At 59.7% G+C, this 20,483-nt stretch carries 24 protein-coding genes; 16 read left to right on the top strand and 8 right to left on the bottom strand.

Annotation, left to right across the window (positions count from 1 at the left end):
- The first annotated feature begins 95 nt into the window (after positions 1–95).
- The 9 genes from V8P86_RS07070 (at position 96) to V8P86_RS07030 (ending at position 8,941) form a co-directional block, all read left to right on the top strand.
- Positions 96–1,358, top strand: coding sequence for an MFS transporter (locus tag V8P86_RS07070; RefSeq protein WP_336326548.1), 1,263 nt, complete (start codon positions 96–98; stop codon positions 1,356–1,358).
- Between the two features lie 160 nt (positions 1,359–1,518).
- Complete coding sequence (locus V8P86_RS07065; protein ID WP_336326547.1) at positions 1,519–1,824, top strand: hypothetical protein; 306 nt, start codon at positions 1,519–1,521, stop codon at positions 1,822–1,824.
- 116 nt (positions 1,825–1,940) lie between these two features.
- The gene (locus tag V8P86_RS07060; RefSeq protein ID WP_336326546.1) at positions 1,941–3,362 is read left to right on the top strand and encodes an ABC transporter substrate-binding protein; all 1,422 of its coding nucleotides are present in this window, start codon (positions 1,941–1,943) and stop codon (positions 3,360–3,362) included.
- A 42-nt stretch (positions 3,363–3,404) separates the two neighbouring features.
- Positions 3,405–4,445, top strand: coding sequence for a branched-chain amino acid ABC transporter permease (locus V8P86_RS07055; RefSeq protein ID WP_336326545.1), 1,041 nt, complete (start codon positions 3,405–3,407; stop codon positions 4,443–4,445).
- Complete coding sequence (locus V8P86_RS07050; RefSeq protein WP_336326544.1) at positions 4,442–5,644, top strand: branched-chain amino acid ABC transporter permease; 1,203 nt, start codon at positions 4,442–4,444, stop codon at positions 5,642–5,644. Before V8P86_RS07055 ends, V8P86_RS07050 begins: the two co-directional genes overlap by 4 nt.
- Before the next feature lies 1 nt (position 5,645).
- On the top strand, positions 5,646–6,422 hold the full coding sequence (locus tag V8P86_RS07045) for an ABC transporter ATP-binding protein (RefSeq protein WP_336326543.1): 777 nt from the start codon (positions 5,646–5,648) through the stop codon (positions 6,420–6,422).
- Positions 6,419–7,156 carry an ABC transporter ATP-binding protein gene (locus V8P86_RS07040; protein ID WP_336326542.1) on the top strand — a complete coding sequence of 246 codons (738 nt, stop codon included), beginning with the start codon at positions 6,419–6,421 and terminating at the stop codon, positions 7,154–7,156. Before V8P86_RS07045 ends, V8P86_RS07040 begins: the two co-directional genes overlap by 4 nt.
- Before the next feature lie 53 nt (positions 7,157–7,209).
- Positions 7,210–8,031 carry an alpha/beta fold hydrolase gene (locus V8P86_RS07035; protein ID WP_336326541.1) on the top strand — a complete coding sequence of 274 codons (822 nt, stop codon included), beginning with the start codon at positions 7,210–7,212 and terminating at the stop codon, positions 8,029–8,031.
- 61 nt (positions 8,032–8,092) lie between these two features.
- Entirely contained in the window at positions 8,093–8,941 is an 849-nt protein-coding gene (locus V8P86_RS07030; RefSeq protein ID WP_336326540.1) for an NAD-dependent epimerase/dehydratase family protein, read from the top strand.
- 27 nt (positions 8,942–8,968) lie between these two features.
- Here V8P86_RS07030 and V8P86_RS07025 read toward each other — a convergent pair whose 3' ends face one another.
- Entirely contained in the window at positions 8,969–10,879 is a 1,911-nt protein-coding gene (locus V8P86_RS07025) for an ABC transporter ATP-binding protein (RefSeq protein ID WP_336326539.1), read from the bottom strand.
- A gap of 122 nt (positions 10,880–11,001) precedes the next feature.
- Here V8P86_RS07025 and V8P86_RS07020 point away from each other — a divergent pair, with 122 nt between their 5' ends.
- Complete coding sequence (locus V8P86_RS07020) at positions 11,002–11,658, top strand: ribonuclease HI family protein (RefSeq protein ID WP_336326538.1); 657 nt, start codon at positions 11,002–11,004, stop codon at positions 11,656–11,658.
- A 116-nt stretch (positions 11,659–11,774) separates the two neighbouring features.
- On the opposite strand, the gene V8P86_RS07015 is transcribed toward V8P86_RS07020, so the two are convergent.
- Entirely contained in the window at positions 11,775–12,497 is a 723-nt protein-coding gene (locus tag V8P86_RS07015) for a cupredoxin domain-containing protein (protein ID WP_336326537.1), read from the bottom strand.
- Positions 12,498–12,627: 130 nt separating this feature from the next.
- On the opposite strand from V8P86_RS07015, the gene V8P86_RS07010 reads away from it, so the two are divergent.
- The 4 genes from V8P86_RS07010 (at position 12,628) to V8P86_RS06995 (ending at position 14,926) form a co-directional block, all read left to right on the top strand.
- Positions 12,628–12,978 carry a helix-turn-helix domain-containing protein gene (locus V8P86_RS07010; protein ID WP_336326536.1) on the top strand — a complete coding sequence of 117 codons (351 nt, stop codon included), beginning with the start codon at positions 12,628–12,630 and terminating at the stop codon, positions 12,976–12,978.
- Positions 12,979–12,980: 2 nt separating this feature from the next.
- Positions 12,981–13,280, top strand: a complete 300-nt coding sequence (locus V8P86_RS07005; RefSeq protein WP_336326535.1) for a DUF7521 family protein — start codon at positions 12,981–12,983, stop codon at positions 13,278–13,280.
- Positions 13,277–13,552: a DUF7521 family protein gene (locus V8P86_RS07000; protein WP_336326534.1), complete on the top strand. Its 276-nt coding sequence runs from the start codon at positions 13,277–13,279 to the stop codon at positions 13,550–13,552. Before V8P86_RS07005 ends, V8P86_RS07000 begins: the two co-directional genes overlap by 4 nt.
- 579 nt (positions 13,553–14,131) lie before the next feature.
- Positions 14,132–14,926 carry a hypothetical protein gene (locus V8P86_RS06995; RefSeq protein WP_336326533.1) on the top strand — a complete coding sequence of 265 codons (795 nt, stop codon included), beginning with the start codon at positions 14,132–14,134 and terminating at the stop codon, positions 14,924–14,926.
- Positions 14,927–15,159: 233 nt separating this feature from the next.
- Here V8P86_RS06995 and V8P86_RS19080 read toward each other — a convergent pair whose 3' ends face one another.
- Entirely contained in the window at positions 15,160–15,399 is a 240-nt protein-coding gene (locus V8P86_RS19080) for a DUF8106 domain-containing protein (RefSeq protein ID WP_503629726.1), read from the bottom strand.
- A 115-nt stretch (positions 15,400–15,514) separates the two neighbouring features.
- Positions 15,515–16,171, bottom strand: a complete 657-nt coding sequence (locus tag V8P86_RS06990; protein WP_336326532.1) for a helix-turn-helix domain-containing protein — start codon at positions 16,169–16,171, stop codon at positions 15,515–15,517.
- A gap of 219 nt (positions 16,172–16,390) precedes the next feature.
- Here V8P86_RS06990 and V8P86_RS06985 point away from each other — a divergent pair, with 219 nt between their 5' ends.
- Both V8P86_RS06985 and V8P86_RS06980 read left to right on the top strand, forming a co-directional pair.
- Positions 16,391–16,570 carry a hypothetical protein gene (locus V8P86_RS06985; protein WP_336326531.1) on the top strand — a complete coding sequence of 60 codons (180 nt, stop codon included), beginning with the start codon at positions 16,391–16,393 and terminating at the stop codon, positions 16,568–16,570.
- An 89-nt stretch (positions 16,571–16,659) separates the two neighbouring features.
- Positions 16,660–17,712 (top strand): sensor histidine kinase, encoded by a 1,053-nt coding sequence (locus tag V8P86_RS06980; protein ID WP_336326530.1) that lies wholly within the window; start codon positions 16,660–16,662, stop codon positions 17,710–17,712.
- A 399-nt stretch (positions 17,713–18,111) separates the two neighbouring features.
- Here the strand turns inward: V8P86_RS06980 and V8P86_RS06975 are convergent, their stop codons facing one another.
- The 4 genes from V8P86_RS06975 to V8P86_RS06960 form a co-directional block, all read right to left on the bottom strand.
- Complete coding sequence (locus V8P86_RS06975; RefSeq protein ID WP_336326529.1) at positions 18,112–18,540, bottom strand: HalOD1 output domain-containing protein; 429 nt, start codon at positions 18,538–18,540, stop codon at positions 18,112–18,114.
- Between the two features lie 135 nt (positions 18,541–18,675).
- A complete protein-coding gene (locus V8P86_RS06970; RefSeq protein WP_336326528.1) occupies positions 18,676–19,161 on the bottom strand; it encodes a redoxin domain-containing protein in 486 nt (161 codons plus the stop codon).
- 272 nt (positions 19,162–19,433) lie between these two features.
- Complete coding sequence (locus tag V8P86_RS06965; RefSeq protein WP_336326527.1) at positions 19,434–19,748, bottom strand: HalOD1 output domain-containing protein; 315 nt, start codon at positions 19,746–19,748, stop codon at positions 19,434–19,436.
- 66 nt (positions 19,749–19,814) lie between these two features.
- Entirely contained in the window at positions 19,815–20,471 is a 657-nt protein-coding gene (locus tag V8P86_RS06960; protein ID WP_336326526.1) for a helix-turn-helix domain-containing protein, read from the bottom strand.
- Positions 20,472–20,483 lie beyond the last annotated feature (12 nt).

The raw sequence follows: 20,483 nt of genomic DNA, 5'->3' as shown, positions 1-20,483 counted from the left end.
CTGACGGTCGCCCAAAGTTCTCAATTCTCCTGAAAGTCGGCGGTTAGGGCCGTGTCGGGGTGTTTTTCAACCCGGGACCCCGAGCCCGGGACACCGTGAGTGCGCTCGATTCGTTGTTTGGTGACGACGCCGCAGTGCTCGACGACCGGAGTTTCCAACTCCTGTTGCTGGCGAACCTGTTGCCACCGCTCGGAACCGCGTTGCTCTCACCCGTGCTCGATTCGCTGATCGATCCCTTCGGGACGACGCCAGCCAACATCGGGCTGATGATGTCGTTTTTCACCGCGCCGCCGATTCTGGTGATCCCGCTGGCCGGCGTGCTCGCCGACCGCTACGGCCGCAAACCGGTCATCGTGGGCTCGTTGCTCCTGTTCGGCGGCGCTGGCTCGGCGATTGCGCTGACGACGAACTTCCGGGTCGCGCTCGGTCTGCGACTGCTGCAGGGTGCCGCATTCGGCGGGCTGACGCCGGTCATCATCACCAGTATCGGTGATCTCTACGCCGGGACGCGGGAGGCAACGGCTCAGGGGCTGCGTTTTACCGGATCTGGGCTGGCCCAGACCGCCTTCCCACTGCTCGCCGGACTGGTCGTCACACTGGCCTGGCAACTGCCATTTCTCATCTACGCGATGGCGTTCCCGGTTGCACTGCTCGTCGCACTGCGATTCGAAGAGCCCGCGAGACCGACCGAGACGGAGACGACAACCGACGAGCGCGAGGGTTCGTACGCCCGCGAACTGTTCGCGCTCGTCCGAACGCCGCGTGTCCTGTCGCTCGTTCTCGCTCGCGGCCTTCCGATCGTCGTCTGGATTGCCTTCCTGACGTACAATTCGATCATCGTCGTCCAGATTCAGGGCGGCACACCCGGCGAGGCCGGCCTGCTCGTCGCGCTGGGTAGTCTCGCCTACGCGGCCGCGGCCAGTCAAGCCGGGCGGATCACGGCGCTGGTCGACAGCCGATTCGTCCCGCTGATCGCCGCACACGCCGGCCTCGCCGCCGGGTTCGTTGTCGTGCTGTACGCTCCCGGTGTCGTGATCGCTGGCGCTGGAATCGTTCTCAGCGGCGCCGGGTTCGGGACCGCGCTGTCGCTGTACCGGAGTATCGTCACCAGTCTGGCACCGCAGGAACTCCGCGCAGGTGTCGTCAGTCTGGCAGAGGCCAACGGTCGACTCGTCGCCACGCTGACACCGATACTGATGGGTGCTGCCATCGGAATGGCGGAACCGCGGGTCGGCTTTCGGACTGCACTCAGACTCTCCGGTATCGGCGCAGCAATCGTCGGCAGCGCTGGCGGTGTGTTCTGTCTACTCGTCGCGAAGCTCTCGCCCAAAACCGCCGCCGAGCGGGCCGACAAATAAGCGGCTCCGCCGTCGTTTTCGGGGCAAATCCAGCAGGAAAGTCGAGAGGAAGCCAACGAAAAGCAGCGTCGTCGAGACCGGCGTCCCGGGCACTGTCTGGGCCTCGACCAGCAGTTCCTCAGTCACGAGATACAAAAGCGCCGCCGCCCTGAGAGCGAGGATGATAGTAATCGGCGTGGGTCACCCCCTCCAGCGCGGGCACGCCGACCGTGACCCCGTCGTCAACGACAACCCGAACGCCGCCAGAACGGCGAGTGTGCGGGCCGTTCCCATCTCCGCTGGCCCGCGCTCAAACGGGAGAACTCTGATTCTTCAGACCGGTCATCTCGACGGGTATTACCTCCTTATCCGCCGATTTCTCGAAGTGGCCGTAATTTGTGAGATATATTCTACTACTATATATTTTGAAATAAAGGTCTGCGAGCTGATTTCTACTGATATCACGGATGTAATCTTGATATATTAACCACGGGTTATTCATTCGATCCAGGAGACTGTTATAGATAGCCGTACGGTCACCGGGACCGGGGAAGATTGATCTCGTCGTGTGCAACAGCACCACGTAACAGATAGGTTACAACAATGACTACCGATCCAAACCAATCGACCGGAGATCACACAGGGGAATCGACCGAAGATAACGCGGGAACAGAGGCGCGCGCGAGCGTGATTAACGAGGGGACCTCCCGACGGGACGTACTCAAAGGGGGTGCCGTCGGTGCCGCGACGGCCGCACTCGCCGGCTGCCTGTCGTTTTTGGAGGGCGCCGACAGCGACGACGGCACGACGATCGATCAGGGGGAAGTAGAGGCCGGACTGTTGACGTTCACCGAGGGGGCGGCAGCGGTGCTGGGTCAGCAGGCCCAGCGCGGCGCAGAGAAGGCCGTCGAGTGGATCAACGGGGCCGGCGGAATCGCCGGACAGGCCGAGATGTCCCTCGAGACCGTCGACGAGGGCTCGGAGCCTATCGACCAGTACAACCAGTTCATCGACAACGGGAAGGACGTGACTTTCGGCCCGATTTCCAGCGGGACGCACGAGTCGATGTTCCAGGAGATCGAAGCCAACCAGGTCGTCAACGTCGGCACCGACGGAACCGTGACGACGCTGTACGAGGGCGAGGATCCGCAGTACTCCTTCCGCTTCCAGAACTACGACGTGATGGAAGTGATGGCCTCGACGCGCGAAGCCATCGAGCGAATCGGCGCCGACAACATCGACACCGTGGCCGGAGTCAATCCGGGCTACTCCTTCGGCCAGGACGAGATGGAAGTCTTCGAGAGCGCGGCCGAACAGCTCATGGGAGCAGAGACCGTCTACTCCGGGTTCCCGGACCTGGGCGCGGGCGATTACGCCTCGCACATCTCTTCGATCAACAGCGAGGAGCCGGACCTGGTCTTTTCGAGCCTGTGGGGCGGTGACGCTTCCACGTTCCTCGATCAGGCCTTCCAGCGAGATATGTTCGACAACGTCGAGGCGGTCGTCGGCCCGGTTTTCTACGGTTCAGCCGACGCTATTTCTCAGGATGTCGTCGAAGGCGTCGACCGGGGCACGATTCTCGCCGGTTCACGGAACTACTACTGGGGCGTGCCGAGTCCGGGGACCTCCCCCGACAGCGATCAGTTGTTCCAGGAGGCGACCGAACAGGAGGGGATCACGGTCCCGACCGCTCACTACATGAGCGGATTCGGTGCCGTCGCGGCGTGGGCGACCGCCGTCGAGGCGGCCATCGAGATCCTCGGTGAGTTCCCCTCACAGGAACAGATCGCGGCGACGCTCGAGGGCCACGGCTTCTACACGCCGGCCGGCTACCACGTCATGAACGTCGACCACCAGTGCCGGTCCAACGGCTACGCGGGGGTCATGGAGTGGAGCAGCGATCTCGACGCGCCGATTCTCACGGACGTGAACACCTTCGCAGCGACGGAGATCTCACCGTCACCGACCGGGGCGACACTCTCACAGAACGAGCAGACCGGACTGGACTGGGTCAACTCGTTGTAAGCCGACCCACTCGGTATCTAATAACACAACAACTCAGATACGATGTTCTCAACCGGTACGTTCCTCAAACTAAGCACTGTCCTGTTGCAGGGCGGCGTCATCGACGGGTTCCAGCGGCTCCTGCAACCCGACACATTCGTAGTACAGACAATCAACGGGTTGCGCCTCGGGTTCATCCTCTTTCTCATCGCCGCCGGGCTGACGGTCATCCTCGGGATCCTCGACGTGTTGAACCTGGCCCACGGCGAACTCTACGCGCTGGGCGCGTACATCGCCGCGTCGGTCGGCGGCTTTCTCGTCGGCGAGGGTGCCGGCGCGATCATGGCACCGCCGACCTCGTTCGATCCCGTCACCTCCTTCGCGTTCGTCGGGGTGTTAGTGCTCGTCGCGCTCATCACGGCGCTGATACTCGTCCCGATTGGGGTGATCATCGAGACGGTGTTCGTCAGACCGATCTACGAGCGCGATCAGGTCTACCAGCTCGTATTGACCTTCGCCCTGCTGTTGATCATCGCGAACCTCATCGAGTTCATCTGGGGCCCGAACCCACAGAGCCTCGACCTGTCGACGAAGACCGCCGTCAACGACATCCCGTCGTTCAGCCTGCTCGGCATCTCCGGGGTTCCGACGCTCGTGGCGCTGGTGATGGTCGTCAGTCTCGCCGTCGGCGTGCTCCTGTTCTGGTTTTTCAGCAAGACCAAGACTGGCCGGATCATCCGCGCGACGGCCATCGACCGCGAGATGGCGACGGCGCTGGGCGTCAGCCCGGACCGGACGTTCACGCTCGTGTTCGCGCTCGGTGCCTTTCTGGCCGGCTTCGGCGGCGCGATGGAACTCGTCCGGACGAGCGCGCAGGCGGGCATGGGCGAGGATGCACTCGTGCTCTCTTTCGTCGTCATCGTCGTCGGCGGCCTCGGGAGTCTCCGGGGCGCAGTCGTCGGTTCGCTCATCATCGGCGTCCTCCAGAACTGGATGGTCGTCGTCGAGCCGTCACTGGAGACGGCGGCCCCGTTCGTGGTGATGGTGCTCGTACTGCTCGTCAAGCCCGAAGGGCTGTTCGGGACGTGGGGTGAGCGGACATGACACCAGGAATCAGCCGCGAGGACGGCTCGCTCAGAATCCGCATCATGAAGGGCTTAGAGCTGACACCGCGGCAACTGCTGGCGCTGATCGCCGCGCTGGTGTTGCTGTTCAACATCCCGACGCTCACGAATATCCCCGGCCTTCCGATTCGCCAGCGGCCGGTCTACCGCGGACTCGTGCTGGGTCTCGCGGCCGTCGGGCTGAATGTCCTCCTCCGCCACTCCGATCTGGTCTCTTTCGGCCACGCGGCCTTCTTCGGGACGAGCGCCTACGCTGTCGCGATTGCGATCAACTGGTTCCAGATACAGTCCGCACTCGTCTTGCTGGTCATCGGCGTCGTCACTGCGACGCTGATGGCGGCGCTGATCGGCTACTTCACGCTGCATCACACCGGGCTGTATTTCGCGCTTATCACGCTGGCGTTCGGTCAGTTGCTGTTCTCGATCGTCGAGGGACAGTCCGCCCTCGGCGGGACAGACGGACTGACCGTTCGGACCGGCGAACAGGGCGTCCCGATCCTCGAACAGTTCCCAACGCTGTTCGGAATCTCGTTGACCGGTCAGGAGCTACCCAACACCATCCTGCTGTGGTTCACGCTCGCGCTGGTCATCCTCTCGATGCTGGTCATGTACCGGATCGTGAAATCGCCCTTCGGTCGGGCGCTTGACGCCGTCGGCCAGGAACGGACCCGCGCGCGCTTTCTCGGACTGCCGGTCAGACGGTACGTCTGGGCCGCCTTCATCATCTCGGGAATCTACGGCGGAATCGCGGGCGCGCTGTACGCGCTGTACTTCCGCGGGGTCAATCCCGGTGCGACGCTACAGGTGTTCGTCTCCGGCGACATCCTCTATATCGCCATCCTCGGCGGGTTTGGGACGCTCACCGGACCGCTCATCGGCGGCGTCGTCTTCGAGACGCTGTCGAACCTGGCACAGGAAGTGATCTTCACTGGACCGGCCGGCGAGACCCAGATGGGACGGCTCATCACCGGCGTCGTCCTGCTCATCATCGTCTTCGCCTTCCCGGAGGGAATCGTCGGCTCACTGAAGCCCGGCGGACGCGTCTTCGAGGGGGCGCGGACGTTCAAGAACGATCCCACCGTCGTCGGTCCGTGGACGAAGAAGTTCGGACGACGGACGGTCGAGGCAGCGAGGCGGTCGGCGGAAAACGTCCGGTATCTCCTCTTCGGGGTGAACTGAGATGTTGCAAGCAGACGGACTCAAGAAATCATTCGGCAAAATCCGCGCGACGGACGGCGTATCGGTCGAGTTCGGCAAAACCGAGGGCGAGATGGTCTTCATCGTCGGCCCGAACGGGGCGGGCAAGTCGACGCTCGTGAACCTGTTGACCGGCCTGCTCGAACCCGACGAGGGGACGGTGACGCTGAACGGCGAGGAGATCACCGACATGCGTGCGGACCAGCGCGTCCATCAGGGATTGGTCCGCTCGTTCCAGGTCGTCAAGGTGTTCGAGGAGATGACCGTCCGGGAGAACATCCGGACGGCGCTGCTCATCAAACGCAAGAAGACCGGCGGACTCCGCCCGCGGAAGATGCTCCAGGGACTGTTCTCGCTGGACGACGAACACGAGGAGATCGAGCGGACCATCGACGACCTCCTCGAACAGTTCGCGCTCGAAGACATCGAGCACACGCTCGCGGAGAAACTCCCCCACGGTGACCGGAAACTCCTCGACGTGGCGATGTCGTTCGCGCTGGACCCGAACTATCTCCTGCTGGACGAACCGACTTCGGGCGTCTCCGCACAGGAGACCGACTACGTCATCGAGACGATCGTCGACGTGAGTGAGCAACAGAACGTTACGACGGTAACGATCGAACACGACATGGACATCGTCAAAAACTACGCCGACCGCGTGATCGCGCTCCACCAGGGATCGGTTCACGGCGAGGGGCCGCCGACGATGCTCGAAACGGATCAGGACCTCCGTCGACTCCTCCTGGGGGTGGAAGAATGAGCGGCGGGCAACTCCTCAGGGTGCGAGACCTCGACGCTGCTGTCGAGGGCTTTCAGGTCACTCACGACGTCGACTTCGATGTCGGTGAGGGCAAAGCCGTCGGCTACGTCGGCCGCAACGGCGCGGGCAAGACGACGACATTCCGCAGCGTGATGGGGCTGGCCGATATCCTCGGCGGGTCGGTCGAGTTCCGCGGCACGGAACTCACCGACCTGCGGCCCGAGCAGATCCCAAAACACGGCATCGGTTACCAGCCCGAGGACCGAAAACTGTTCACCGGCATGACCATCGACGAGAACTTCCGGATGCCGATCTGGACGCTGGGCGACGAGCGCGGCATCGACGACGAGGACGAGGCCGTCGAGGACGTCTACGACATCTTCGAGGAACTGTCCGACCGCCGGGACGCGAACGTCGAGAACCTCAGTGGTGGCCAGGCGAAGATGGTCTCCATCGGGCGCGCGCTCGCGCTCAAGCCGGACCTGCTCATCCTCGACGAACCGCTCGAAGGACTGGCCCCGATCATCGTCGAGCGGCTGAAGGAGTACATCGAGGAGATCAACGACCGCGGGATCGCGGTCCTCATCGCGGAGTCGAACGTTCAGCACGTCCCCGAGATAGTCGACGAACTGTACGTCATCGAGCGCGGCGAGATCTTCAGGTCCGGCGATCCGCAAACCGTCTCCCAGCAGCAGGACGTGCAGGAACTCATGCAGGGGAGCGGAAACGAGTAACGAGTAACGCAAGCGGAGAGATTTACACGTCCGGAGGCGCAAGGCTATTGGAGATGCCTACAGTCTCGGTCACAGACGGCTCCCTCCACTACGAACAACGGGGAAGCGGCCCGCCGCTCGTGTTGATCCACGGCGGCTGGCAGGATTCCGCTTCCTGGAAGCGCCAGATCGAGTATTTCGCCGACGATTACCGCGTGATTACCTACGACATCCGCGGGCACGGACGGACCGGCGCGACCGGTGCGACGGAGTACTCGATCGATCTGTTCGCCGACGATCTCGAAACGCTCCTCTCCGTCCTCGAGGTCGAACAGCCGATCCTCGCTGGGATGTCTGTCGGCGGAATGATCACCAGGGCCTTTCTGGCTCGCCACCCCGAGAGCGTCCGTGGCGCGGTCATCGGCGGCCCGTTCCAGTCGATGATGGGGACCGATTTCGCGACCGATCTGAACCCCTTCTTCTCGCCGGTGCAGGGTGTCTCACAGATGGTCTCGACGCTCGGCTCCGCGGCTACCTTTCGCACGCTCGTCAACTCGATGCAGGCGACCAACGGTGGGTCGTGGCTGAGCCTCGATTCCGACGTGCGAGCGCAGGCGATCACCGCCGCCGGCGCAGTTCCGAAAGCGGAGTACACGAAGATCTTTCGGGCGCTTTACGAGCACGAACCGGTCAGTCTCTCACACGTCGAGACGCCGCTGCTCGTGCTCTACGGCGACCACGAAGCTCCCTCGATCAAACGACAGGGGCGACAACTCGCCGAACAGACTCCCCACGGGCAACGACTGGAGATTTCCGACGCCGCCCATCTAGTCAACCAGGACAATCCTGAAGCGTTCAACGAGGCCTGTTCGGAGTTTATTACGACAATCAATTGAACGAGCGCAGCAACCCAGCGCGAACCGATACGTTTTGCACGCTGGCGCCCGCCGTTGTGATGTGAATATCGTCCTCACCGGAGGGGTAGGCACCTCCGGCACGTGGCTTCTGGACCGGTTGGCAGGGACACACAATGTCGTCTGCCTCGACCGTGACCGCCCCGACGACGGCCGCGAGAGCGTTGACTACCGAACGCTCGATCTGACCGATCCCGGCGGCGTCTTCGACGTGATGACCGAAGTCGACCCGGACGCAGTCGTCCACTGGGCGGCGATCCCCGTCGCCGGCGAGCACCCGGGCGTCGACCTGTACCGGAACAACACCCTCGCCGCCTACAACGTCCTCACCGCGGCCGGCAGAGTGGATGCGGATATCGTCCAGGCGTCCTCCGACGGCGCGTACGGCTTCTTTTTTGCCGACGAGACGCCCATCCCCGACAGGTTGCCGATTCCCGAATCGCACGCGCTGCGACCAGAGGACCCCTACGGCCTCTCGAAGGTCGTCACCGAGGAGATCGGCAAAGCCGTCGCCCGAAGCGCCGGTGTCTCCGTGGCCTCGCTACGACCGTCGTGGATCCAGTTCCCTGGGGAGTATCTGTGTCGTGACCCCGGCTACGTCGAGGATCTGAGCGCCGGGGCTGGCAACTACTGGTCGTACGTCGACGTTCGGGATGTCGTGGATCTCGCGGAGGCGGCACTGGCCGCCGATTTCGACGGCCACGAGGCGTTCAACTGCGTCGGCCCGGACAACGCCCTCGGCCGACCGCTCGCCGAGTTGTTCGAAAAGCATTACGGCGGCCTGCCGGACGAGTGCAATATCGAGGGCGACAACTCGGCGTATTCGACGGCGAAGGCCACGGAGATGCTGGACTGGGAGCCGACGCGGTCGTGGCGGGACGCGGCAGAGTGATCTCACGGGGCCGGCGTCCGTGCTCGCTCAGTCGGTTCGGACGGGCGCGTCGGTCGTCGAATCGACCTGTGCCTGCCAGAGGGCGGCGTACTCGCCGTCTCCCTCGATCAGTTCGTCGTGGCTGCCCGACTCGACGATTTCACCGTCGTCCATGACGACGATTCGGTCGGCCGACTGGATCGTCGAGAGTCGGTGCGCGATGACGAAGGCGGTCCGGTCCTCGATGAGTCGGTCGAGACTCTCCTGGATGAGTTCCTCCGTCTCGGTATCTACGTCGGAAGTCGCCTCGTCGAAGACGATAATCGACGGATCGTTGAGCAGCGCGCGGGCGATGGCGAGTCGTTGGCGCTGGCCGCCGGAGAGTTTGACGCCGCGCTCACCGACGAGCGTATCGTACCCGTCCGGGAGGTCATCGATGAACTCGTGCGCCTCCGCGGCTTTGGCTGCCTCGACGACCTCCGTACGCCCGACGCCCTCGTCGGAGTCGTCCGTCCACTCGGCTTTCAGCACCGACCGATCACCGTAGGCAATGTTCTCGGCGACCGTCCCGGAGAACAGGTAGGGATTCTGCTCGACGATTGCGATTTCAGAGCGCAGTGCTTCCAGACTGTACTCCCCGACGTCGACACCGTCGACCGTGACCGATCCCGAATTAACGTCGTGAAACCGCGGTAGCAGCTTCAAAAGCGTCGACTTGCCCGCCCCAGTCGGACCCGCGAGGCCGACAGTCGTTCCAGCCGGTACGTCGAGCGAAATGTCCCGAATCACGGGCTCGCGGTCGCCGTAGCCGAACGTGACGTTCTCGAAGGCAACGTCGCCGTCCACACTCTCGGGAGTGTGTGGGTCCGCCGGTTCGGCGACCGTCGGCTCCCGGCCGAGCAGGCCGAAGACGCGCTCGGCGCTGGATTTCGCGAGTTGGTACTTGTTGGCCGACTTCCCGACGCGGCGCATCGGGGAGTACAGCCGGCGGAGATAGAGGAAAAACAGCGCGAACGCACCGGCCGACAGCGCCCCCGCATTGTCGAGGATGATGTCGGTCCCGCCGACGTAGAGGACGAGCACGAAGACGACGCCGGTCGTCAGACGGAGGGCGGCGAAGAAGGCCCGCCGGATCCGCAGTGCTGCCACCTTTTCGTCGTGATAGGACTGGCTCTGATCCGCAACTCGGTCGCGCTCGAAGACGTGGCGGTTGAAGGTCTTGATGACCGCCGTGCCGCCGAGGTTGTTTTCGAGGCGCGTGTTCAGTCGGGCAACCGTCTCACGGATCGACTTGTAGCGGGGCTCGATCCAGTTGAGAAAGAGCCCGCTCGCCAGGCCGATGACCGGGACCGGCGCGAGGGCGATCAGCGTCAGTTTCGGCGAGTAGGTCCACAGCACGATCGAGATGCCGCCGACCGTGGCGACGACGCGGATCAGTTGGCGGAACTCGGTGTTGAGAAACTGTTCGAGGCGGTTGATGTCGCTGTTGAGAATCGACATCATGCCGCCGGTCTGGTGAGAAACGAAAAAGTCCATCGAGAGGTGCTGGAGGTGATCGTAGGTGTCGTTGCGGAGGTCTCGCTGAACCTTCTGAGCGGTCGACTGGAGCAGATATCGGGAGGCAAAGCGTGCGACCGAGCGAATCATGTACGCGAGCACCGCGATGACGACCAGCCGTTCGAGTAACGCGATGCGGGCGGCCTCGCCGGTGATCGCTCCGGCGGGGACGAGGCCGGCCTCGGAGAGGAGGCCGGGGTTGCCCGACTGGAGGATGACGCGATCGATGGCCGTCGCGACGATGATCGGCGGGACGAGCCGTGCAAATCGCGTACAGAAAGACATGAGAACGCCGACCGTCAGGCGGAGCCAGTACGGCCGGGCGTACGCGAGCAGACTCCGGATTGGATGTCCGTCCAGTGTTTCCCGGACATCCTCGAATCCGCCGTCGTCCTCTGACATACCCGCTTTTGCGGACTTTCGCTCAAATGTCCTCTGTTCGCGCGCGGCCGCTCACACCCTTTTTGTTCGCTCCCGGCCAACAAGTAGTACAATGACAGGTCGACACCGCCGGAGGGGTTTCCGTGGGTGACCCGGATCGATTGCCAGCGGAAACACTCTCGCCGCTGGCCGCCCGCGTCGACGAGGTGCTGGCGCTGTACGGGTACGAGATGACGCCAGCGATCGATGCAATCGACACCGCTGTCGCCGGCTACGGTGGATTGTTCGATCCGGAGACGACCGACAGTGAACTGCGGACAGCACTCGACGAGGTGCTCGCTGCTGGCTCGCCGGTACCGTCAGAATCGACCGCAGTCGACGACTGCTCGCACATCGTCCTCTACGTCGACGGCAGTTCCCGGGGTAACCCCGGACCTGCCGGGGCGGGCGCAGTGCTCCAGACGGAGGAGACGACACTCGCGAAACTCGGGCGGCCAGTCGGCGCCCAAACGGACAACAACACCGCCGAGTACGCCGCGCTGCAGCTCGGTCTCGACGCACTCACTCGCCGATACGAGCCGTCGTCGGTCGAGATCCGGATCGACTCGATGACCGTAATCGAGGACATCTGGGGGGTCGAGGAGCGTGCGGAGTCGATCACGCCGTACAGTCCAGCGATCACCGCCCACCTCGCCACACTCCCCGCCCACGAGTGGACCCATCTGGCCGACAGCGACCCCAACCCGGCCGATGCCCGGGCCACGGTCGGGGCCGATATCGCGGAACTCGGACCGGGATAACTGGGGTGTGCTGTCGGACGGAGCCCGGACCGGCACGCCTCCAAACGATCCCGCAAACGTAGCGGGCCTCGCAATCTGAGCGCGAAGACTCCCTCGAACGGTCAGAGATTGCGCCGTCAGTGGGTGTGGCCGAGTGCTTCGTTGACGCTCTGGCCGAGGTCTTCGAGTTCGGTTCTGGCCCCGTCGGGCAGAGACTCTTGGGGCTCTTCGAGCGCCGGCTGTCCGTGCGCGTCAGGTTCGCCGACGATGACGGTACCGACCATCCCGACTGCTTCGTGGGGCGTACAGAAGTAGTCGTAGACACCCTCAGTCTCGAAGGTGTGACTGAACGTCTCGCCCGCCTCTGTCAGTAATCCGCTATCCCAGGACTCTGCTCCCTCGGGTATCCGGAGCGGCTTGTCCCCATTGTCGGGATGGTACGCGACCGCGTCGTGTTGGCCGCTCTCGCTCACCCAGGTGACAGTACCCCCGGGTTCGACCCAGACCATGTGTGGCGCGAAGTGGTGCTGGTCGCCCTCTGTCTGGAGGCTCACCTCCGCTGTGGCTGACGGTTCTTCTGGGCTCCCTTCGTCGTGGTTGTGCCCGTGCTCGTCTTCTCCCTCGGCATCGTCGTGGCCACTCTCCTCCTCATCGTGTCCATCGTCGTGACCGCCCTCCTCCTCATTATGCCCATCGTCGTGGCTGGCCTCCTCCTCATCGTGGTCGTCAGTCGTGTTGGTCGGATCCGTGCCCGACTGTTCATCCTCGGAGAGGAGGTCCGTACATCCCGCGAGTCCCATGATTGCCCCGCTGCCGGACAACTGGAGTATCTGTCGACGTGTCGGCTGTGGTTTGTTCATAGTATCGGTCACCTCACACTCGAAGCTACGAGAACAGGGAGTATAGACGAGCGCGCTGTTTTGCGCGCGACGCAAAACGATCTTACACTTAAGTATCGGTCCAGACTACTCGTTACTGCGAGCAACAGCCGTGTCCACCAACATCAGTTCGGAAGAACTCCTCGAGCTTCTCGGTGAGAAGCGGGTTCGCCAGATTCTGGCGGCGACAAGTCGGGAGCCACGCTCAGCAAAGGAGCTGAGCGACGAATGCGATGTCGCTCTCTCGACGATCTACCGCCGAACTGAGGACATGGTCGAACAGAATCTACTCGTCGAACAGACAGAAATCGAATCAGACGGCAGTCACCACAGCGTCTACGAAGCAAACGTTGACCATCTCGATATCGAAATCGAAGACGGGATGATCGAGGTCAGCGTTCACGTCCGTGAAGACGCGGCCCAGCGCTTCTCGCGCATCTGGAACGACATCCGGGGGACCTAACCATGCACATCGAACTCGTCATAGCCAAACTCATCACAGTCGGACTGGGCGTCCTGATCACGTATCAGGCGTACAAAGGATACAGAACGTACGGCAGCGAACCGATGCTCTACGTGGCGATCGGATTTCTGTTCATCAGCGTCGGCGCCGTCATCGAGGGCGTTCTCTTCGATGTCGTCGGGTTGTCGATCTTTCTGGCGGGAACCATCCAGACTGGCGTCGTCGCGCTCGGTATGATCGTTATTCTGTACTCACTGTACGGACCAATGTCTCAGACGATGGACGAAGAAGAACACCCATGATCGGGAACTGGGAAGTTGTCTTGATTGGCGTACGCGTTCTCCTGCTCGGGTTGGGCCTCACGACGACTGCGATCAGTTTCCGCGCCTACCGCCGCCAGCAGACACGATACCTTCGCGATGCCACGATCGGATTTGGATTCATTACATTCGGCGTGCTCATCGAGGGATTTCTGTATCAACTGAGCGATTTATCCCTCACGCAGGTGCATATCGTCGAATCGGTCGCGCTAGCGTGTGGCTTAGGCGTGCTGCTCGTCTCATTTCTCAGGTGAATCGCCGGCCCCCCGTCGGCGAGTGGCAGTCGGTGACTGGTGCGTAGACGAGAAATCTCCCCGCGAAGTCAATCGTGTGAGACGGTCAGCGTTCGAAGCCCCCAGCGGGATATTTTGGAATCAACACTCCCGGCAAACGCTCACGCGACGGAGGTTGCCCGCTGTTTGCGCTGGTGCTCGCGACAGCACGAAATCACAGCGGGTGACGACTCTCAGCCCGAGATTGGTACGGCTATTCGGGCGGGACAATCGACTCGGCGAACGGTCCTCAAGAGCCGTCTCGTTGCAGGACTTGGACTGGCCGGGGTTGAATCGTCTCCTTCGAGAAGACTGGCGGCCAAATTCGATGGTTTCAAAATGACAGACCTGGCGGGTTAATTATACTTCCGGCCCCTTGTGCAAGATGGAGCGCGCCTATTCAGCATGGACAGTTTTGGACGCGTAACATCCTCAACGCTCGGAACGGCGCGATTCTCTCGCCGAATCAAGATAGCCAACGAGTCAGCATCTTCGGTGAATAAACGGTAGCTTGGTGTATCAGGTAACATCCGTTTCCTATCTGAGATCAATAGAATACATATGGCTCTTCAGATTCCAGATTCACTTGCAGATTTCATCGATGAGGTGGATTCTTCCGGAAAGACACTCCTGTTGCATAATCGGAACAGACCAGAGCCGATGGCTGATCTCCTCTCACAAGCGTTTGAGAACCAGTCAGTCACAGTAGCAGAACAGCACATACCGGAAGGTGGCGAGGATCTTGTCTGTCTCATTGATGACGGGATGGTGACCGAAATATCACCGTTCCGGGCACTTGAGCGGAGCTTTTTGATGATCAATTCTGATCTCTACCGCACGGGAGCCAATCAGTCAGGAGTTGATGACTTTCCGGCTGTACTAACCGGTCTCGATGAGGTCGAATTTACCGTTCGTGGCTTCCCACAGTCAAACAAAGAAAAGCTGTTGCTAGTACTCATCTCCCGGTTCATCGAGTATCGGGCGCTCGAATCCGAAGCAGGGGGCTTTCATGCGACGTTCCAGCGGTTGTCCCGGCTTGACGATGAATACGGGACACAACAGATCTATAAACGCCTCGGTGAGAGCGGAGTCGAGACACATGTCTATGGCATTCGAGATGATCCATCTGTAATCGAAGATATCGATGTCACAGTACATGAAGGGTTATCGACGGCGTATCGCCGATCGTGGGTTGTTCTCTTTCAGCCGCGAGATGGCAACCACACTGATAACGCTCGGGATGGCCCAGTCGCATTGGTCGCAGTCGAAATTGACAACAACGTCTGGCGTGGGCTATGGACGTACGATTCTGATCGAGTCAGCCGACTCCAGTCTCATATGACAGATGCATTCTGAGTTTCAATACTCCCGAGACGAGTTCCCCACGGGTGTTTCAGACCACGCTGTCACTGGTGCACTTTCAGACATCCGTGGCTGGAATGTAGTGCAATCACCGCCACTGTAGATGCACAGAATGCGAAAGACGGCGGTGCTCTGAAGTTGTGAGCGGATACGCTAACTCGTCGGTTACTGCACAGTCCGCCTGGCTTCGATGAAGCAATTCACCGCAATGTCTGGAAACCCGTGTCCTACGAAGGGTGAGTCCCTCCCGCAAACTGCAACGATCCGTGGCTCCCGGCGGTCAACTCCTGTCGATCTCTGCGGGAATCGATTACAGCTTCACACTGTGGACATTCGTAGGTGAGTGAATCGGCGAGGACGCGGATAATCCAGTCTCCGTTGATGTGATTCTCGTGACTGCATTCGGGACAATAGAGCGTTGCCTTGTCGATCAGCTGTCGCTCAGTAGTAGAAGTAGAGGGCTTCATCCTATATACTTCTCACTGGACAGGCATAACCATGTCGTGCCTCAGTTCGACTGCCGGCACAATACAGACTGTCAGCGTGGTAACTGAGGACAGTTGAAAACGACGCTACTCGATATCAGTCTTCTTGTTCGCCAACCAACAGTGTGTTCATCACCAGAGAGTTGATGCCTCGCCGGAGGCGTTCGGTCACGGCTTGGTCAGAAATGTCGAACGTATCCGCGAGTTCTTGAGTCGAGATTTGCCGCGGCAGCGAATAATACCCGGACTCCACCGCGTACGTGAGCATTTCGCGCTGTGGGGGCGTCAATCCGTACCACGGCCCCGCGTCCGGTCGCGTGGGGTTGTAGATCCGCTTGATGGACACCTGAATGTTCTCCTCGGTGTAGTAGTCCTGAAAGGTCGAAAGCGCGTCGTGAGTCGGGAATCTGAGTTCGAATTCCCACGTGTCGGCAGTTCCGCTCGCATCTAATAAGACCGCATCTAAGTCGAGAATTCTCTGGAACAAGGAGCCTTCGGACAGTTCCCAATCCATCGAATACAGTGTTTCGTCCTCGTGCGTATTGACGAGGGAAATTTCATCGACTGACGGGTGCTCTCGGACAGCCTGTTCGAACAGTTCTCGTTCGTCGTCCCGGACTCGAATGAACGGTGTGGGTTTCCCTCCCAGTGGCACCATCGTTTCGACTGAGATTTGCGTCGTCCCCTCGACCCGGAGAATCTGCCCGAGTTCGAACGCATCAGATGGGATAGTTAACTCAACGATAACACTCATGAGATACGTACCCGTTGTGTCCCAACTGCCCTAAAGTCTCGGCAGAGGGAGTCTCCCGGCGAAACGAGAGGCTTGGTGTACCATGCTTTTCGGTAGTGTTATCCCCCGGGAAGGCATAGCAATAGAGACAGAGGCACGCGACTGTTGCCATTCCTGTTGGTGTGGCGGTGATTCAGACACTGCCACAGCGGCGTATCGCAGTCGAGTGTAAATCACACTATGACAGCTGATTTCAATTCCGACGACGAGATGTCGAGTACAGCGGACTTCGAGGCAGCTCTCGGTCAGGTGATTCTCACCGCCCTCCAGAACGACATCGATCCGTGGGGGACGTGGGAATATCGCACTGACGAGGCGAATTCAGACACGGAAGTCATGGTCATCGAACTGGCTGAGTGACGCCTGAAGGGGCGCACTGGCGGTGTCGTTTTAAATACCATGTTAGACCATCCCCAAATGTGTTGCGCAATGCATGCCGATTACTTCGTATGGCAGATTCTCCCGGTACTTTTGATTCTCCGACTGAGAGGTCTGAATCGAGAGAAACTGTCGCTCACCGGCTGGTCGAGAACATTTCGACGCATGCGCTATTCCAGCTCGATTCCGACGGGGATATTGTCACGTGGCCAGCCCCGGCGGAAGCGCTCTATGGACACGACGCCGAATCGATTCTCGGACAGCACGTGAGTGTCCTGTTTGCCGATAAAGATAGCACAGACTCCGATTCGCTGCCTGATGAGTTCTTCGAGGAGCCGGAAGCCGAGACCGTCGAAGTCGAGCACTGGCATCGGCGTGCGGACGAGGCAATCTTCTGGGGGACGCTCACGCTGTCGCCGTTGTGGAACGGCACGTTTCACGGGTACGCGGCGATCAGTCAGGATACGACGACGACCAAAGAGTACGAGCGAATGCTGGAACGCCAGAACGACCGCCTCAAGGAGTTCACCGATATTCTCGCCCACGACCTCAGAAATCCACTGAACGTTATCGATGGCCACCTGAGTCTGTACGAAGAAACCGGGGACGGAGATCACCTCGAAACGATCGACGAAACGACCGACCGGATGGCACGACTTGTCGAGGATCTGCTTCGGGTAGCGCGACAGGGGGACGTGGTCACCGATCCAGAGCCAACCGACATCGGTGACGTTATCGAAACAGCCTGGGAGGGCCTGGCCGGCGACTCCGGCCCGACCCTCCACTACGAAACCGTCGGGTCAGTGAGCAGTGATCCCGACAGACTCTGTGAGTTGTTCGAGAACCTCTTCCGAAATGCCGTCGAACACGGCGGGAACGAGGTAACAGTTCGGGTTGGCCCGCTCGACACCGGATTCTACGTCGAAGACGACGGATCGGGGATCGCTGACGGACACAAAACGGAAGTCTTCGATCACGGATTCACCACCAGAGACGATGGTCACGGGTACGGCCTCTCAGTCGTCCGGACGATTGTCAACGCTCACGGTTGGGACATTAGTGCCTCTGACGCACAAACTGGCGGGGCGCGGTTCGAGATTACCGGAATCGAGTTCCTCAGTTGAGCACGGCTGTCCGGAAGGAGCGCGACGGAGATGATCGTCTGATGGAAACGGAACGAGGAGTGTTCTGATGGTCGAAACGCACTACAATCGAAGATCAGTTACTCGTCATCGGTAGCAGCAGGGGCGACTATTCTGACGTCACGGCAGCTATCGTTTCGTACACCACCTCGACGGCTTCAGCTTCTGTTTTCACGGTGGAGATCGGTACCGGGTCCTCGGATTCGGGTCGGTATTTGCGTACGACGAAGACGGACCCGTCTTTCGGACGTGTCGTAAACCGGACAGTCGCCGGAACGCTCCCGTCGCGTTCGAGAATACTCGGCCGAACGTCTGTCTTAGAATGCGTGAACCACGTTACGCGCCCATTCGATTCTCGCATCTAATCTCTCGGTAGTGGTGCTACTGCGGACAGATTGATTGGGAACCGCGGACAATCATTGGAGCCGATACTTCCGTACTACACCTCTCACACTGAATCACCGAGAGTTCAGCCTCGTCTTCCAGAAGAGTATATCCGTGTCTCTCGCTGTCGCGTTTGAACTTCTCACCGCACCGGGGACAGAGCCCGAGAATCTCAGCCCCCGCCTCCAGTTGCTGGCTTTCCAAGCCGACTTTCGGGATGCATTCGATAGTTGTCTTCTCTCCACCGGTGAGGATGACTATCTGGTCTGGCAGTTCGAACGAGAGTCTCCATGTCTCTGCTTCGTGGCGAGCTAGCGCCTCGATTGCATCTGTCTCGATATGATCCGGGACGGTATACTCTAGTTCGCCTGGCTCGACGCCGCTTGCCTCTGCCAGTGCGTAGACGAGTTCGACTGCGATAGTCATGATTGGAGGATACGCTCATCGGTTTTCGCCACCGCAGCGCCAGCGGGAGATCCACCGTGACCAAGGGCACACTGACCACTGTTCGCGACTGTATGAGCTAGGCTCTCTCTCAGTGGAAAACAGTACAGGGTCATACTAATTCTCGGCAGTCAGGGGCTGAATGGTCTCGTGGAGTTCTTCCAGACTTGGACTCTCATATGCATCTTCGGTATGCCAAATATATCGGATCGTGTTGGAGTCACCGATCGTCACAAGCGCACGTTTTGGAACGCCTTCGTGGTGTTCCCACTCATCGTATGCGAGGTCACATTGCTCGGTGACGTGTCCTTTCGTATCACTCAAGAGTAGAAATGCGAGATCATACTCGTGAATGAATTTCTGGTGGGCATAACAGCGGTCAAGCGAAATCCCGAACACATCGATATTCTCGGTGAAGGAGAGAAACTCGGAATCACAAAATGGACACAACACCTCGGTACACACCGGGCTGAAGTCGAATGGGTAGAACACGAGAACAACTGCCCCTTCGTTCGTGTATTCATCCAACTGATATTTTGAGAGATCCCTTCGTTCTGTGCCCGGTAAGCAGAAATCAGGAGCACGTTCCTGTGTACTAATCATAGTAATATGTGACTATCCCACATGATTGAAACTAAAGCATGGTATACAATCCTCGTTATTAGCCTCCCTCTGTCGTTGGCTTCAAAAGGAGTGCAGAGTTAACTGAGAGTCGCGGTTCGAGCCTCCGCCGAAACTGACAGACCTCTCAGCGGGCAGTGAATCTATTTAAATACTCGTCTCTACCGGATCAGTACTGCATGGCACCTACCGGGCTTTTTTCAGACCGACTCTGATAACTGATCCATAATAGAATTTCACCTGGATGTCACCCATTACTTCTCACAAACTATTACTTCATCTCCATTTTTGATAGTCACTTCAAATCCACAATATGTGAACGTGACTGTTATCTCTGTCTCGTCAGTAGCTGACTGACTAATCGTATTCAGTGCGTCAGGATCGATCGCCTCATATAGCGGTGGCAGAGGCCTGCTCTCATCGTCTTTGGGGGGTGAAGCGTCCGGGATAACGGCTCGACCCGACAGTTCTGCAACGGCTTCGAGAACTGTCTGGCTGATCGGTTGCCCATCTTCTTTGCTGGTGATATACCCAGAGGAGGCTGACCCAGGGTAACTTTGTGTTGACATTAACACTGTATTAAGGTGTATACGCAAAGCCACCCGGATTTACTGTATCAATGTTTTAAGTATCATCTACTGGTCGATTGTATTTTGCAGGAGTCTTTGGAGTGCGCGACGAAGCCGTGTTGAGACGGCTTGGACTGAGACGTCAAGTTCGTCGGCGATCTCCTCTAGCGTAATCTGTCGTGGGATGGCAAAGTAGCCCTGTTTGAGGCACGTCTGAAGCACCTCGCGTTGTGAGGGTGTGAGTCCGTGTAGATCGTGGATTTCTCCATCAGCGTCGTGCTGTTCCTCTGGATAGATATTTTGAAGCTGAAATGTGAGTTCCTGCTCCTGACAGAAGTCACGATACGCCGTCAAGGCATTGCGTCCCGGGAACCGAGCGCGAATGGTTAACCCTTCGTAATTGCCGATCTCGTGCAACGAAACGATATCGTGTTCGGCCATGATACGGTACGTGAACACTTTTTCTCCCTGTTCACTCGGAATAATACGGTAGAGACGTTGATCGTTGAATTCGGTCAGACAATTATACTCGCTAATGATTGAATCAGCGGCCATACTCCGTTCAAACGTTTGAAAATCATCACCCCAAGCCCAGAACATCACCTTCGAGGCACCCCCCGAGTCCGTGTGCAGTGTTTCAATCTGTATCATCATCTCCGGGGTCGATTCCAAGGCTTCGAGCAGAAGGGGAGTCTGCAGCGTGTACTCGGCGATGAGTGTCATATCTTATTAGAC

The organism is Halovenus anhuiensis (assembly GCF_037080055.1).
Classification (GTDB): domain Archaea; phylum Halobacteriota; class Halobacteria; order Halobacteriales; family Haloarculaceae; genus Halovenus.
This window is presented reverse-complemented; position numbering and strand designations above follow the sequence as displayed.

Excerpts from the sequence above, each read along its gene's own strand:
- V8P86_RS07000 (WP_336326534.1), top strand. The coding sequence starts at position 13,277 with ATGATCGGGAACTGGGAAGTTGTCTTGATTGGCGTACGCGTTCTCCTG.
- V8P86_RS06970 (WP_336326528.1), bottom strand. The coding sequence starts at position 19,161 with ATGATTAGTACACAGGAACGTGCTCCTGATTTCTGCTTACCGGGCACA.
- V8P86_RS07040 (WP_336326542.1), top strand. The coding sequence starts at position 6,419 with ATGAGCGGCGGGCAACTCCTCAGGGTGCGAGACCTCGACGCTGCTGTC.
- V8P86_RS07060 (WP_336326546.1), top strand. The coding sequence starts at position 1,941 with ATGACTACCGATCCAAACCAATCGACCGGAGATCACACAGGGGAATCG.
- V8P86_RS07050 (WP_336326544.1), top strand. The coding sequence starts at position 4,442 with ATGACACCAGGAATCAGCCGCGAGGACGGCTCGCTCAGAATCCGCATC.
- V8P86_RS07045 (WP_336326543.1), top strand. The coding sequence starts at position 5,646 with ATGTTGCAAGCAGACGGACTCAAGAAATCATTCGGCAAAATCCGCGCG.
- V8P86_RS07005 (WP_336326535.1), top strand. The coding sequence starts at position 12,981 with ATGCACATCGAACTCGTCATAGCCAAACTCATCACAGTCGGACTGGGC.
- V8P86_RS07025 (WP_336326539.1), bottom strand. The coding sequence starts at position 10,879 with ATGTCAGAGGACGACGGCGGATTCGAGGATGTCCGGGAAACACTGGAC.
- V8P86_RS06985 (WP_336326531.1), top strand. The coding sequence starts at position 16,391 with ATGACAGCTGATTTCAATTCCGACGACGAGATGTCGAGTACAGCGGAC.
- V8P86_RS07055 (WP_336326545.1), top strand. The coding sequence starts at position 3,405 with ATGTTCTCAACCGGTACGTTCCTCAAACTAAGCACTGTCCTGTTGCAG.
- V8P86_RS06960 (WP_336326526.1), bottom strand. The coding sequence starts at position 20,471 with ATGACACTCATCGCCGAGTACACGCTGCAGACTCCCCTTCTGCTCGAA.
- V8P86_RS06995 (WP_336326533.1), top strand. The coding sequence starts at position 14,132 with ATGGCTCTTCAGATTCCAGATTCACTTGCAGATTTCATCGATGAGGTG.
- V8P86_RS07015 (WP_336326537.1), bottom strand. The coding sequence starts at position 12,497 with ATGAACAAACCACAGCCGACACGTCGACAGATACTCCAGTTGTCCGGC.
- V8P86_RS06965 (WP_336326527.1), bottom strand. The coding sequence starts at position 19,748 with ATGTCAACACAAAGTTACCCTGGGTCAGCCTCCTCTGGGTATATCACC.
- V8P86_RS07065 (WP_336326547.1), top strand. The coding sequence starts at position 1,519 with ATGATAGTAATCGGCGTGGGTCACCCCCTCCAGCGCGGGCACGCCGAC.
- V8P86_RS07035 (WP_336326541.1), top strand. The coding sequence starts at position 7,210 with ATGCCTACAGTCTCGGTCACAGACGGCTCCCTCCACTACGAACAACGG.
- V8P86_RS06990 (WP_336326532.1), bottom strand. The coding sequence starts at position 16,171 with ATGAGTGTTATCGTTGAGTTAACTATCCCATCTGATGCGTTCGAACTC.
- V8P86_RS06975 (WP_336326529.1), bottom strand. The coding sequence starts at position 18,540 with ATGACTATCGCAGTCGAACTCGTCTACGCACTGGCAGAGGCAAGCGGC.
- V8P86_RS06980 (WP_336326530.1), top strand. The coding sequence starts at position 16,660 with ATGGCAGATTCTCCCGGTACTTTTGATTCTCCGACTGAGAGGTCTGAA.
- V8P86_RS19080 (WP_503629726.1), bottom strand. The coding sequence starts at position 15,399 with ATGAAGCCCTCTACTTCTACTACTGAGCGACAGCTGATCGACAAGGCA.